The organism is Teichococcus globiformis, assembly GCF_042646265.1.
Classification (GTDB): Bacteria; Pseudomonadota; Alphaproteobacteria; order Acetobacterales; family Acetobacteraceae; genus Pseudoroseomonas; species Pseudoroseomonas globiformis.
On the sequence record NZ_JBHRTN010000014.1, the window covers coordinates 26,129 to 38,461 of the forward strand.

The following is a 12,333-nucleotide window of genomic DNA, read 5'->3' on the forward strand; positions in this document are numbered from 1 at the left end:
CCGTCACGTCGCCTTTGGCCCACCATGTCTCGATGACCAATGGGCAGTGTGGCCTGTCAAATCAGGCGATCAGCAGCGCATCCTCGGCCACAACTGGAGCGGGCTGATCTGCCTTCGGAACAGTGGGCTGGACGGTCTGCAGCAGCGCCGCCAGGTCGGCCGGAAGCTGGGCTTCGATCACCACCGCTGCGCCGTCGATCTCCACCACGGAGCCGGAAAGGATGCGGGTTTCCATCTCCACACCGCGTGCGGAGGGGTCAACCAGGCGCAGGCTTTCCTTGGCGCGTGCCAGGGCGGCGCCGCGCAGCGCTTCCAGCACCTCGCCGCGGCCGAGCTGGATGGTGTGGCTGATGTAGAAGGGAGTGTGGGCTGTCATCGGGAGGATTCTCCTTCCTGCGGGAACGTAACGTCGAACGGGAAGCGTAGGGCGGCCTTTCCACCCTGCCTGAGCCTCGAGAACTGCGCAAAAGCGCAAAGCCTGCGAGAACGATTATGGTTTCTAGCATAATCCAAGCCGAGGCTCCATTTCGGGTTCTGAGAACATCTTAAAGAGAATCTTTCCGGTAAGACCGCCCTCCGCAGCCATGATGTCGCCTTGTTCCTTGATCCAAGGTGAACTGAGCGACCGGCTGCGGGAAAGAAGGCGTTGCGGCAGAAAGTCTATCTCCCAGAGTTTTCATATATTTTTGCATATGGCGTCAAACGCGAAAAAAGTCTAAACGCTTGCAGGAGCCTTGGCCCGCCGGCATAGCCAGACGAGCCAGGGCCCGCTCGAGGATGGAAAGGATACTCCCATGGCACGGGCCAATATCGCGGTGCGCAAAATGCCCTCTCCGGCTGCCCATCCGCCGGGCGGCAGGATCGTGCAGGTGCAAGGGCAGAATCCTGAAGGTCCGGCTTTTTCCATTGAATTGGTGACGCCGGAAAGCGCCACCGGATTGCTGCAGCACAAACGACCCAGTGCCGCCGAGAACACCAACGCCATCAATGCCTATGCCGAGGCGATGCGCGACGGGCGCTGGATCCTGAACGGCATGCCGATCATCCTCTCGCGTGGCGGCATATTGCTAGATGGTGTGCAGCGGTTGCGCGCCTGCATCAAGGCCGGCGTGCCGTTTCTGACCGTGCTGGCGCAGAACATCCCCGATGATGTGCTGCACACCATTGACCAGCAGCGCCGCCGCTCCTTTGCCGGGGTGCTGGAGGCACGCGGCATTCCGCACGCCCATGCGCTGCAATCGGCGCTGGTGAAGCTCATCCGCTACGATGACGGCAAGATGCTGCGCGGTGCGGGCACTGCCGCCTGGTCGCGCATGGATCGCGTGCTCACCGCCAATCCTGATCTGGAGCAGGCGGTGAAGATGTCGCTGGAAAGCGAAGCCACGGCCCTGTCGGAGGCCGTGCGCACGCCGCTGCTCTTTATGGGCTTCCGCACCGACAAGGCGGCGACGCGCCGTTTTCTCGACGCCATCGCTTTTCCCGACAAGCACAGCCCGATGGAGCCGGGCGCACGCATCCGCGACTTGATCGACATCACCCGTGGCGATCCGGCAACGCGGCTCAAGCCGGTCAATCTGTTTGCCCTCTGCATCAAGGCGCTGAACGCCACAATCAGCGGCGAGCACCTGCGCAGCTACACCTGGATCGACCGCACGGTGAACCCGACCAAGGGGGAAGATTTTCCCCATCTTGAAGGCTATTCCGGCCTCACCGATCCCGGCCATGAGGGCGATGCGGAGGAGACGACGCGCAGCTTGCAGGCGGCGGTGCAGCGGCTGTCCGACGAGGATGGCGTATTTCCGCTGGCGATCGAGGATATCGGCCCGGAGATGGCGGAGGCCTATCTGACGCACAATACCCGCAACCGGAAAATCGTGGCCGCGCATGTGGACGCCATTGCCCGCGACATCCGCGCGGGCAACTGGATGATGAACGCTCAGCCCATCTGCTTCAGCCGCTCCGGCCGGCTGCTGAACGGCCAGCATCGCCTTTCGGCCGTGGTGCAGGCAGGCGAGGCAATCGAGGTTCCGGTGATGCGCGGCCTGCCGGAAGAGGCCTACGACACCTACGACATTCATGCCAAGAAGGGGCCACAGCTCGGCGCCGCTTTCGACAATTTCGGCGACCGGCCGTTGATTGCCGCGGCCGCCGTGCTGCTGTGGAAGCGCGAACTGAAGCCTGCCGGCACGCGCAACGCCAAGCCCACCCCGGCCGAGGTGATGAAGATCGTTGAGCAGCATCCGCGCCTACTGGAGATGCGCACCTTTGGCCGCAAGATGATCGAGTTCGGCCGCGGCTCGGTGCTGGCCTATGCAGCCTACTGCATCGAGCGCGACGATCCTGAGCTGGGGCGGATCTTTCTGGAGCGTTTCGAAACCGGTGCAGACTTGCCCCGCGGCCATCTTATCCTTGAGCTGCGCAAGCGGATGCAGATCCTGCGTCGCGAACGCACAGGCCAGGATGATCAGCTGCGCGAGGTGCTGAGCGCCTGGGCAAGGTTCCGCGAGCATCCGGATCTCGACCGGCTGAACGAGGACTGACGGGGGAAAAGGTCGGTCACCCTGCCCGCGGCCGGCGCAGTTCCACATCTTCGGCCAGCTTCTCGGTCTTGCGGGCGGCGTGCTTCGCCGCCTCGCGCCGACGTGCCTCCAGCGCGATTTCGAGCCGCTTGGTCTCCGCGAAATCTTCGGTCAGCGCGGCCCGAATCTCCGCTTCGCGTGCCGCCAGCACGGCGTAAGCATGATCAAGCTGTCGCGTTTCCCGGGCCGAGCGGCGTGACCAATGCACCCAGGCCGCCATCTCCGAAGCATTGCCGGATGCCCGCGCCGTTTCCGCCGCCGTGAGGGCCTCATGTGTGGCGAGCCTCTGCCCCGCTTCACGAACGGCCAGCTCAGCTTCGGATAGTGCCACCCGGCGCGCATCGGCCTGGCGGCGGGCAAGGCGGATCAGAAGGGGCAGAGCTTGCATGGCAGTGTTCCAGGAAGGCCGGATGGTCCCTGTACCAAGCTGGCGTCAGGCTAGGCCTCATGATACTATTTAGTGGTTTTTCGCATAATGGTCGAGAGCGGAATGCGGAAGAGGCTTGGGCTGTTATTGACGGCCATCGGGATCATCGGCGGTCCAATGCTGGCCGGAGCCGTCTGGCACGGACTGGCCACCCCCACAGCGTTGCGCGCCGAACCGGCATCGGGGCTTTCCGGGTCTGGCTTCCTGGTGGCGCCCGGGCTTCTGGTCACCAATGCACATGTTGCGCTGCGCTGCCGCGCAGAGGGGCGGGCGATCATGACGGATCACCCGGACAAGGCCGCTGTTTGGCGCATCCTGGCCGAGGATGCCGGAACCGATCTGGCCCTGCTCGCCGGACCCATGGGCCATGAGTCGACGCTCCTTCTCTCCGCAGCCACGAGGCTGCCGGCAGGGATGCCCGTGATGCTGCTGAGTTATCCGGCGACAGGGCCGGCAAATGGCGGCCTTCAGGCGCGGACCGGGCGGATCGGCCGTGCAGCGCTGACTGTGCATGACCCTCAGGCCGGCCGCGCCGTGAGCTTCACCGTGACCGATCGTGATGGCCGCGAAGTCGCGGCGCAATGGGAAGACGGGCTGCGTTACTTTGGTGATAGTCAGGCGGAGAAGCTCCGCTGGCAGGTGGAAATCGACGCGCCAAGCGGTGGTGGCAGCTCGGGAGGCCCGGTGCTGGATGCACAGGGCGGCGTTGTGGCCGTTATCTATGCCGGAGCAGGCGGGCGTACTTCGGCCGTTCCGCTGTCGGACTTGCGGGAGTTCCTGGCCCGTGCCGGGGTGATGCCGAATTTCCGACCCCCGGCCGGCAATCGGACCCCGGACTGGCCGAAGGTGCTGGAGGATGCTCATCATGCAACGCGGCGCCTGACTTGCTGAATTTGTCAGTTTGCTGTGCGCGGCCGTCGGTTGCGCGAAGCTCAGAGCGAATTTGGTCACGATAGCCTGGATCTTCGCAAAGCACTGTGAAGTTGCGCAACGACCAGTGCCGCAAACCGGTTTGCAGCGCATCCCTTTGCGGCCTGCAAAGAAGGACGTTGCTTTGGGTGAGGAGAGGCTGGGTGCGACAAGGCTGGATCTGGGTTGTTTCGATGCTGTTGGGCGCACCTTCCCTGGGTTGGGCGCAGGCGGCACCGTTGCCGTCGCGCGGCCTGCCTCCTATTTCGAGCGTCAACTTGCCTTCTGACAGCTTCGATGTCCGGGCCTTTGATCCGTATGGTATGCCGAGGGCCGCTTTAGCGGCGCGCATCCTGCCCCACACAGAAGCCTCCCTTTCAAAGGACCAGGAGGCACGCGTTGCCCCTGCCCCAAACTTGTTCAGCGAGGGTTGGAGCCGAGATGGCTTCGGAAGTCTCCGATAACAGCACCATCTCGTAAATCGAGACACATGCCCTGTTTTAAAGACAGACGGCTCTGACGCATGATGGTTCCGCAGAAGAACAAGGAACCAGTGCGGCATGGCCGAGATATATGGCAGAGGTTTCGTGGTGCTGCATGCCGGGCTCGGCCTCTACGTCGGCCGGACCCCCAGCATGTCCTACTGGTCAAAGCTGAATGCCGCCGGGCGCGACGCCGTGGCCACCTTCCCATCCGAAGCCATGGCTCGATTCCATGTGGAATTATGGGAAGGGGGGTGGCCGGAAGATGAGCAGGCGGCAGACCTGCTGTTGTTGCCGGTGACCATTGACCGGCCTGGCGGCTGGGCCAGCATCGCCTCGCTGCGCGCCGCCGGGCTTGAGGATCATCTGGGCGAACTGGCTCATCGAGGTTGGAGCGGCCCGGGCGGGCGGTGCTGAGCCTCTCGACGCCGGTTGAGGCATCAGCCGCCATCCCAAGTTATCAGATGAATTGCAGCTCCGCATGCAAGGCGCCGCTGGCCTTCAGCGCTGTCAGCACCGAAATCAGGTCCCGTGGCGCCAAGCCCAGCGCGTTCAGCCCGTCCACCAAGTCTCGCAACGTCGTTGCGCGTGGCAACGTGGCCAAGCGCCTTCCGCGCTGATCGTCCACCTCCACCTGAGTGCGCGGCACCACCGTTGTTTCTCCGTTCGAGAAGGGCGCGGGCTGGCTGACGATGGGGCTTTCGGTCACCCGGATCACCAGGTTGCCATGGGTGATGGCCACCGGCTCCACCCGCACCTGAGCGCCAACAATGATGGTACCCGTACGCTCATCGACCACCACCCGTGCCACCGTCTCCGGCCGTACGGTCAGCGATTCCATTTGCGCCACCAGATTGGGCAGGCGGTCCTGGAAACCGGGCGGAATACGCATCTCCACCGTTCCAAGGTCGAGCGCCGCGGCGCTGCCACCGCCGAAGCGAGCATTCAGCGCCTCCTCAATACGGACGGCGGTGGTGAAGTCGGGCGCGCGCAAGGTCAGCCGGATGGTCTGCTGCGCGTTCATGGCCATCGGCACCTCACGCTCCACCAACGCACCACCGGGCACTCGTCCCTGGGTGGTGACGCCGCTGGTGATGCTTTGCGCCTGCCCGGCCGCCTGGAAGCCGCCCACCACCACAGGACCCTGGGCCACCGCGTAAACCTCGCCATCGGCACCCATCAGCGGCGTCACGATCAGCGTGCCACCATTGAGGCTCTTGGCATCACCCAATGATGAAACCTGCACATCGATTGGCGTGCCCTGCCGCGCAAAGGGCGGCAATGTCGCAGTGACGATAACGGCCGCCGTGTTGCGTGTCTGCACCCGCGCATCGGCAACGTTGATACCCATCCGCTCCAGCATGGCGGCCAGGCTCTGCTGAGTGAAAGGAGTGTTACGCAGCTGATCGCCGGTGCCTTGCAGGCCGATCACCAACCCGTAGCCGATCAACTGGTTGCCGCGCACGCCTTCGATCGCGGTGATGTCCTTGAGCCGCACCTGTGCTTCAGCCATCGGCGCAACGACGCCAAGAGCCAGAAGGCAGCAGCCGAGGCCGAGCGCGGCGCGGAGCCACAAGCGCATGAACCGTTCCTCCCGCTCAGGCGGCGTAGCGCAGGCCGGCGGCGGCCAGCGCCGCATGCGGCATCCGCTCCGGCGCCAGGCCGATCAAAGCCCGCATCGCTTCCAGCGCCTGCTCCGCCTGCCACTGCCGCTGCATCCGCGCCGCGACCTCGGCCTCAGGGAGTTCCGCCGCGAAAACGGCACCGCGCCAAAGTTGAACGGCCAGCTCGCGCGCCATGGGAGTGGCCAGCATAAAGGCCTCGGCACAACCTTCCGTGCCGCAGCCCAGCGCGAAACCCATGCTCGCATAAGCGGCAAGATCGGCATCGCCGAGGGCTAACGGAACGAAATCCTGTTCATCGGCCTCGGACAGAAAGGGTGCCATGGCAACGGTCATGCGGCTTCTCCGGTGCGGGATCTGAGGATCAGAGATAGTTCACCAGGCTCAGCTTCGAGACCTGGGCCGTGATCGAATAGGTGGCCTGGAGCTGGATCTGCAGCGTGCTGATCCGGTCCGAAATAGTGTAGTAGTCGACCCCTTCGAGATCGTTGATCTGAGAGGCGGCGGCGGTGACGGTGCGGTCCTGGATCTCGCCCACGCGAGCCAGCCGCTCCTGCTTGGCGCCCAGAATACCGGCGGCGGTGGTGAGCTGGCTGCGCGCGCCGCGCATGAGCGATCCGGCTTCACGCAGGATGTCCGTCTTGGCGTCTTCCGGCAGGGCTTCCTCCGGCTGGTCCAGCAGTGACAGCAGGCTCAGCGCGTGGAAGGCGTCACGGAAGGCAGGATGATCGGCGCGCATGTCGTATTGCAGCGTCTCGCCGGCGCCGATCCGCACCTGCGAGGGCTCCTCGCCGGTCCGGCTCGCCGCTTGATAAACGACGCCGTAGAAGGAGGCATCGGGATCGATCGCCGTGTTCCGGAACATGGCGTTGAAGGTTCCGAGCAGCGTCGCGTCGGTGCCGTCGTCGGTGCTGCCGCCGATCTCAACCGGATCGCCGCCCGCGGCCAGATCCGCCAGTGCCGTGGCGGCCCAGCCCGTTGCGCCGGTCAGCGCTCCGGCACCGGCCAGCGGCTTGGTTGCGCTGTCGAGGCCGGCGAAAAGGCTTTGCCCGTTCCAGCTGCTGTTCAGCAGGTCCATCATGCTGCCCATCACCTCACGGGCATTGCTGGCGATGGTCTCGAAGCTGACGCCCTTCAGCACATCCGCCTGCAGCGTCTCGGTCGACATCTGGTCCATCAATCCGCCCACCGACTTCAGCGCATCCTGCATGGCCGTCAGCCGCTGCCCGGCCAGCGCCCCGGTGTTGGCAATTGCCTCGCCCTGCTGGATATCGGCATGCAGCTTGTAGAGCAGAGAAGCGCCGACGCCGAGCTCACGCGCCGGATCGGCCTTGCGACCAGACGACATCTCCCCGGTGAAGCGGGCAAGGTCCGCCTGCATGCGGTTCAGCTGCGACTGACGGCCGATGGATACGCCCATCGAGGCAACACGATCATACATTCAGGCCGTTCCTTCAGCGGATTTGCGACAACTCTTCGAACATCCTGGACGCCGCCTGGATGATCTGCACCGAGGCCGAGTAGGTCTGCTGCACCAGCATCAGCCGCTGCAGTTCCTCATCGATGTTGACGGCGGTCTTGTTCACGAGCTCTTCCCGCGCCTGCAGGGCCAGGGCGGCGCGGCTGCCGGCGCGGTCCGTCCAAACAGCGCGCTCGCTCTGCATGAGGCCGACGCTCTGCGAGGCTGCCTGTGTCAGGTTCATCTTGGACGGCAGTCCGCTGCTGCCGGCGTAGTCTCGCGCCGCATCCATGGCGTTCAGCGCGGCCAGGATCCAGCTGTTGTCGGATGCATTGCCGGCATCGGTCGCCGAAGGGTCGAGGCCGGTGCGCATGCGCCACAGATCGCCGCCCAGTTCAGGGTCAGCGGCGGGATTGATGGTGATGCGGCTGGCCATTCCCGAGACCGGATAACCGGCATCGCCCGCCGCCAGCTGATCCCAAACCAGCTCCTCCGCAGAGTTCTTCTTCAACGGATCGACGAACAGGCCGGCCGCCCCGCCGCTCGGTGTTTCATCGGCCGCCTGGAAGGCATTGGCGAGTTGCGTCGCAACCTGATCAAGCATGTCGTTGAAGCGAGGCAGGGTCTGGTCGCGCAACGTCAGCGCCGCGGCGATGGAGCCGCTCTCAGAGATGCGCAGTGCCTGACCGTTAACCTTGACCTGCGACAGCCCGGCACTGCCCGATGCCGCCGGGATGCCCGGCGTGTGGGTGAAGCTGAGGTGATGAACGGTGGTGCTGTCATAGAGCGTGTTGCCGCCATCGCTCATCAGGATCAGTTGGCCGGGCCCGTTGTCGAAGATCCGCAGCGGCACCTTGGTGCCGATTTCGGCAACCAGCGTGTCGCGCCTGTCCTCGAACTCGGCGGTGGAAGCGCCACGGGCGCTGGCATAGGCCATCTGCCGGTCGATCTCGGCCAGGTTGTCGAGGGCACTGTTGACCGCGGCCACATCCTGCGCGACCGACTGGTCGGCGCTGACGCGGGCTTGCGCGACGGCATCGGTCATGTGGTGTAGCGAATCCACCATATCCTGCGCCGAGGAAAGGGCCTGGGACTGGGCTACCGCGTTGGCCGGCTCCGCGGAAAGCTTCGTCATGGCCGTCTGGAAGGCGCCCAAGCGATGTGAGATGGAGCGCTCATCCGATGCTTGGCCGATATGGGCCGTGTAGGCCTGCAACAGCTTCTGCTGGGCGGCAGCATACGCCTCGTTGGCGCTGGCGGTGCGCGAGGCGGCGGCCAGCGCGGCATCCGAAGCGCGCTTCACTGTGCCGGTGCTGACGCCCGCGCCCGTGCCGCCGACCAAGCTCTCGGTGCGCGGCAGGTCGCGCCGCACATAGCCTTCGGTATTGGCGTTGGCGATGTTGTTGGCGATCAGCGCCGACTGGCGTTGCTCCGCGGCCAGCGAGGACAAGGCGGTGGAAAGGGCGGCTTGCAGGCTCATCGTCGGGCTCCGGAGCAACGGCGCGGCGTTTTGCCGGACTCGTCACTGAAGACAGCAAAGGGTCGGGCGCGGCATCACCGCGCCCGGCCGGATCAGCGCTTCAGGTTGGTGGCTTCTTCCAGCATCTGGTCGGCGGTGCGGACAACCGAGGCGTTCGAGCTGTAGGCACGCTGCGTTTCAATCAGATTGGTCAGCTCGGTGCCGATATCGACGTTGGAAGCTTCCAGGGCGCCGCCCGAGGTGGTGCCGGCCGAGCCTTCGCCCGCAGTGAGCAACCGAACGGCGCCGGCTGTGCGCGACATCTCATAGGCATCGCCGCGTACCGGATTCAGCCCGTCGGCATTCGGAAAGACGGCGAGCTTGAGCTGGTAGATGGCGCGCGACTGACCGTTGGAGAAGGTGGCGATGACCTTGCCATCATTCTCCACCGACACACGCTCGAGCAGGCCGAAGGCCGAGCCGTCCTTCTCAATCTTCACCGGGGTGTAGTTGCCCGCAAGCTGGGTGATGCCGGAGATGCTGTCGACGCCACCCAGCTTGATCGGCAAATCAACAGCACCATTGGCGACCTTGATCTTCAGCATGCCATTGATCGGGTCATACGAACCGACGCCGTCGCGGAACTGATTCTGGGGCGGCGTCAGGGTGGAATGGTCCTGCCCATAGCTCGCGGGGTTCGGAACATCCGCCGCGCCGGAGGAAACCGGTCCGCTGGCCTTGGCGTATGTCCCGCTTGCATCGGTGAAGGCCTTGATGGTGCCGGCCTTGTTCGGCCCCGCCCCCTCATCCCAGAACTCAATGCCCGCCAGACCGACCAAGCCGCCATCATTGGTGGTGGCGCTGTCGAAGATTTCCAGTGTCCACTTGTTGGAGTTGGCCGTGACGGTATCGGGGTCGCCGATAACGGGGGTGAAGCGATAGGTCAGGGTCTGGCTGGCGCCCAGCGCATCGTAATAATCCACGCTGCTGATAAAGGCGTCATGGTCCGGCGGCGTGTTGGTCGGCGCCGTCTGCAAGGCGGGCAGATTGGCCCAGAAGGTCATCTCGGTGGTCGGCGAAGCGGCCACCGAGGTGTTGCTGATGTTGACTGTGGTCAGGCTTTCCAGGTTGTTGTCGCCCTTGTTGCCGACGGGCAGGCCATCGGCACCAAGCGGCACACCCTGCAGATAGTAGCCGGCCGAGTTCACCAGATTGCCATTGGCATCGGGGCGGAAGGAGCCAGCGCGGGTTGCCAGGTATTTGCCATCGCTGCCGGAGCCCTCATTGACCACCAGGAAGCCATTGCCGTTGACGGCGATGTCGGTGTCGATGCCGGTGCTCTGCACCTGGCCAACCTTGCTGATCTCCACACGGTTCTGCGCCGAAGCGCCGGCCAGCGCGGTGGAGCCGCTGCTGGTGCCTTCGAGCACCAGGCTCGAGAACTGCGTGTCGACCCGCTTGTAGCCAACGGTTGAACTGTTGGCGATGTTGTTGGAGATGCCGGCCAGCTTGGTGGCCTGGGCGTTCAGGCCGGAGGTGCTGGTGCGCAGGGCGTTGATAGCCGTCATGGCAGGGCCTCGGGGTTTTTCAGCGGGGCTTCGGATGCGGCGGGGCGGATGCCTGCCGGGTTCGGTCGGATGCGGGCGGATGGGCGGCGACGGCGTTCTGCCAGCCCCTCGCCTGGCCGGTGCACCGTCATGGCTGCACCTGCGGGGAAGTTTGCTGACGGGCCACTGCGGCTTTCGCCGCCGCCACCACATCTGAACGCAGCACCGTGACGGCGATGCGCCGGTTGCGCGGATCATTCGGGGCTTCGGCCAACAGCGGTTCAACCGCCGCCTTGCCTTCGACGCGGAACATCCGCAGCGCCGGCACGCCAGACCGCTCCAGCGCCCTTCGGGCGGTGTTCGCGCGGTCGGAAGACAATTCCCAGTTGCCGTAACCATTCCGGTTCAGCGTGCTGGCATCGGTGTGGCCCGCAAGAACAACGGCGTTCGGAACGCTGGCCAGCACGCTGCCGACCACTTCCAGGATGCGGGCCAGCCGCGGCGTTGGCTCAGCCCCGCCCGGCAGGAACATCGCCGCGCCGTCACGGTCGAAGATCTGCAGGCGAAGGCCTTCGGGTGTCATCTCGATCTGCATGTTCTGTGCGTATTCGCGTAGCGCATCGGTGGTCATCAGCCGCTCCAGCTCCGCCTTCAGGGCGTCGAAGCGCTGGCGTTCGATCGGGTCGCGCATCGCCTCCTGCTGGGGCGGGGCCTGACGCGGCGCCTCACCATCGGCTGCTGCCTCCCCGCCATCCATCTCCTGGCGCAAGCCGCCTTCCTCGGTGGGGGTCAGGGATTGCTCGCTGGAATCGGCCGCCAGCATCATGGAACGGCCACCTTCCAGCGCGCCATTCCCGGCCGGCAGGTCGAGGATGCTGGAAGCGGTGAAGAACTTGGCGATGCCGTCGCGTTGCGCCTCAGTGGTTGAGGAGAGCAGCCACATCACCAGAAAGAACGCCATCATCGCCGTGACGAAGTCGGCGTAGGCGATCTTCCATTGGCCGCCATGCTCGTCATCGTGGTCGCCATGGTGGCGCTTGATGATGATCGGGCGGCGATTGTGCTCATCGGCACTCATGCGACGGTGCTGCCTTTCTGCAGGGCGTTGCGCTTCTCTAGCCTCATTGTTTTTCGCATTTCAAGTGTCATGCGCTTGCTTCTGGTGCCGCAGCGTCAAACTGCCCTGAAGCCGCAGCTTCGGCAGCATCGCGGCGAAAGTGTCCGAAAGGTCGGCGGAGAAGGCCCGGGGCATGGATTCCGAGGTTTCCATCACCACATCGATGCGGCTGTTTTCCAGCCGCGCACGCAGATCCACCCGGCCGGCGCCCGGCACACTCAGGCGAGCAGCCAGCGCAAAATTTTCGCATCCGGCCGTACGTCCGGCTTCGCGCCGCCAGAAAAGATCGAGCCAGCACAAGGCACCTCTAGCTGTCAGCAGCGGCACTTGCCGCCCTGTCCAGCGTGCCGGCTCGCCTAGCCCTGCCGGCGGCAAGGGGGGAGTGTCGAACAACACCGCCAGGACCCGCTCGCGCAGGCCGAGCCGCTCCGCCAGCACCCTAAGGGCGTCTTCGCCCAACCAGCGCGGCACATCGACCCGCAACGCGGCAAGAGCCAGCGGCAAGGCGAGACCGCCGGCACCGCCCGGCAGCACCATGCGGGCGGCCAGCAACGCCGCCGCATCCAGCCCGGGCTGCGCATCCGGCCTCGGCGGGGCCTCGCTGCCAGCCACCGGCGGCATCGCGCTGAGGAAGCGTGCGGCGGCGGCATAGCCGGCCCCGGCGCCGTGCCCCGACGGGGCGGCCACCGGACGTACCGGAGAAGGCTGGTCATCCATCGGCATGGCCGTGGC

The 12,333-nt window shown here is 65.2% G+C and carries 12 protein-coding genes; 3 read left to right on the forward strand and 9 right to left on the reverse strand.

Going from position 1 to position 12,333, the window contains the following annotated elements; genetic code table 11:
* Nucleotides 1–61 precede the first annotated feature (61 nt).
* Nucleotides 62–376: a methionyl-tRNA synthetase gene (locus tag ACFOD4_RS13810; RefSeq protein WP_379597291.1), complete on the reverse strand. Its 315-nt coding sequence runs from the start codon at nt 374–376 to the stop codon at nt 62–64.
* A 418-nt stretch (nt 377–794) separates the two neighbouring features.
* Between ACFOD4_RS13810 and ACFOD4_RS13815 the strand changes: the two genes are divergently transcribed.
* Nucleotides 795–2,540, forward strand: a complete 1,746-nt coding sequence (locus ACFOD4_RS13815) for a hypothetical protein (protein ID WP_379597292.1) — start codon at nt 795–797, stop codon at nt 2,538–2,540.
* A gap of 16 nt (nt 2,541–2,556) precedes the next feature.
* Here ACFOD4_RS13815 and ACFOD4_RS13820 read toward each other — a convergent pair whose 3' ends face one another.
* Nucleotides 2,557–2,967 (reverse strand): hypothetical protein, encoded by a 411-nt coding sequence (locus tag ACFOD4_RS13820; RefSeq protein WP_379597294.1) that lies wholly within the window; start codon nt 2,965–2,967, stop codon nt 2,557–2,559.
* A 102-nt stretch (nt 2,968–3,069) separates the two neighbouring features.
* Between ACFOD4_RS13820 and ACFOD4_RS13825 the strand changes: the two genes are divergently transcribed.
* The gene (locus ACFOD4_RS13825) at nt 3,070–3,897 is read left to right on the forward strand and encodes a S1 family peptidase (RefSeq protein WP_379597296.1); all 828 of its coding nucleotides are present in this window, start codon (nt 3,070–3,072) and stop codon (nt 3,895–3,897) included.
* Between the two features lie 578 nt (nt 3,898–4,475).
* Nucleotides 4,476–4,814 carry a hypothetical protein gene (locus ACFOD4_RS13830; RefSeq protein ID WP_379597297.1) on the forward strand — a complete coding sequence of 113 codons (339 nt, stop codon included), beginning with the start codon at nt 4,476–4,478 and terminating at the stop codon, nt 4,812–4,814.
* Nucleotides 4,815–4,857: 43 nt separating this feature from the next.
* On the opposite strand, the gene ACFOD4_RS13835 is transcribed toward ACFOD4_RS13830, so the two are convergent.
* From ACFOD4_RS13835 to ACFOD4_RS13865, 7 genes are all read right to left on the reverse strand, one after another.
* Complete coding sequence (locus ACFOD4_RS13835; RefSeq protein ID WP_379597299.1) at nt 4,858–5,979, reverse strand: flagellar basal body P-ring protein FlgI; 1,122 nt, start codon at nt 5,977–5,979, stop codon at nt 4,858–4,860.
* 16 nt (nt 5,980–5,995) lie between these two features.
* Nucleotides 5,996–6,355, reverse strand: a complete 360-nt coding sequence (locus tag ACFOD4_RS13840) for a polysaccharide deacetylase (RefSeq protein ID WP_379597301.1) — start codon at nt 6,353–6,355, stop codon at nt 5,996–5,998.
* Between the two features lie 28 nt (nt 6,356–6,383).
* Nucleotides 6,384–7,460 carry a flagellin gene (locus ACFOD4_RS13845; protein ID WP_379597303.1) on the reverse strand — a complete coding sequence of 359 codons (1,077 nt, stop codon included), beginning with the start codon at nt 7,458–7,460 and terminating at the stop codon, nt 6,384–6,386.
* Between the two features lie 13 nt (nt 7,461–7,473).
* Nucleotides 7,474–8,958, reverse strand: a complete 1,485-nt coding sequence (gene flgK / locus ACFOD4_RS13850) for a flagellar hook-associated protein FlgK (protein WP_379597305.1) — start codon at nt 8,956–8,958, stop codon at nt 7,474–7,476.
* Between the two features lie 92 nt (nt 8,959–9,050).
* Entirely contained in the window at nt 9,051–10,505 is a 1,455-nt protein-coding gene (locus ACFOD4_RS13855) for a flagellar hook protein FlgE (RefSeq protein WP_379597306.1), read from the reverse strand.
* A 127-nt stretch (nt 10,506–10,632) separates the two neighbouring features.
* A complete protein-coding gene (locus ACFOD4_RS13860) occupies nt 10,633–11,562 on the reverse strand; it encodes a flagellar motor protein MotB (protein WP_379597308.1) in 930 nt (309 codons plus the stop codon).
* 60 nt (nt 11,563–11,622) lie between these two features.
* A complete protein-coding gene (locus tag ACFOD4_RS13865) occupies nt 11,623–12,324 on the reverse strand; it encodes a hypothetical protein (protein WP_379597309.1) in 702 nt (233 codons plus the stop codon).
* Between the last annotated feature and the right edge of the window lie 9 nt (nt 12,325–12,333).

Bases quoted from the DNA above. Each gene is read 5' to 3' on its own strand.
- ACFOD4_RS13810 (WP_379597291.1), bottom strand. From the start codon at position 376: ATGACAGCCCACACTCCCTTCTACATCAGCCACACCATCCAGCTCGGC.
- ACFOD4_RS13815 (WP_379597292.1), top strand. From the start codon at position 795: ATGGCACGGGCCAATATCGCGGTGCGCAAAATGCCCTCTCCGGCTGCC.
- ACFOD4_RS13820 (WP_379597294.1), bottom strand. From the start codon at position 2,967: ATGCAAGCTCTGCCCCTTCTGATCCGCCTTGCCCGCCGCCAGGCCGAT.
- ACFOD4_RS13825 (WP_379597296.1), top strand. From the start codon at position 3,070: ATGCGGAAGAGGCTTGGGCTGTTATTGACGGCCATCGGGATCATCGGC.
- ACFOD4_RS13830 (WP_379597297.1), top strand. From the start codon at position 4,476: ATGGCCGAGATATATGGCAGAGGTTTCGTGGTGCTGCATGCCGGGCTC.
- ACFOD4_RS13835 (WP_379597299.1), bottom strand. From the start codon at position 5,979: ATGCGCTTGTGGCTCCGCGCCGCGCTCGGCCTCGGCTGCTGCCTTCTG.
- ACFOD4_RS13840 (WP_379597301.1), bottom strand. From the start codon at position 6,355: ATGACCGTTGCCATGGCACCCTTTCTGTCCGAGGCCGATGAACAGGAT.
- ACFOD4_RS13845 (WP_379597303.1), bottom strand. From the start codon at position 7,460: ATGTATGATCGTGTTGCCTCGATGGGCGTATCCATCGGCCGTCAGTCG.
- flgK (WP_379597305.1), bottom strand. From the start codon at position 8,958: ATGAGCCTGCAAGCCGCCCTTTCCACCGCCTTGTCCTCGCTGGCCGCG.
- ACFOD4_RS13855 (WP_379597306.1), bottom strand. From the start codon at position 10,505: ATGACGGCTATCAACGCCCTGCGCACCAGCACCTCCGGCCTGAACGCC.
- ACFOD4_RS13860 (WP_379597308.1), bottom strand. From the start codon at position 11,562: ATGAGTGCCGATGAGCACAATCGCCGCCCGATCATCATCAAGCGCCAC.
- ACFOD4_RS13865 (WP_379597309.1), bottom strand. From the start codon at position 12,324: ATGCCGATGGATGACCAGCCTTCTCCGGTACGTCCGGTGGCCGCCCCG.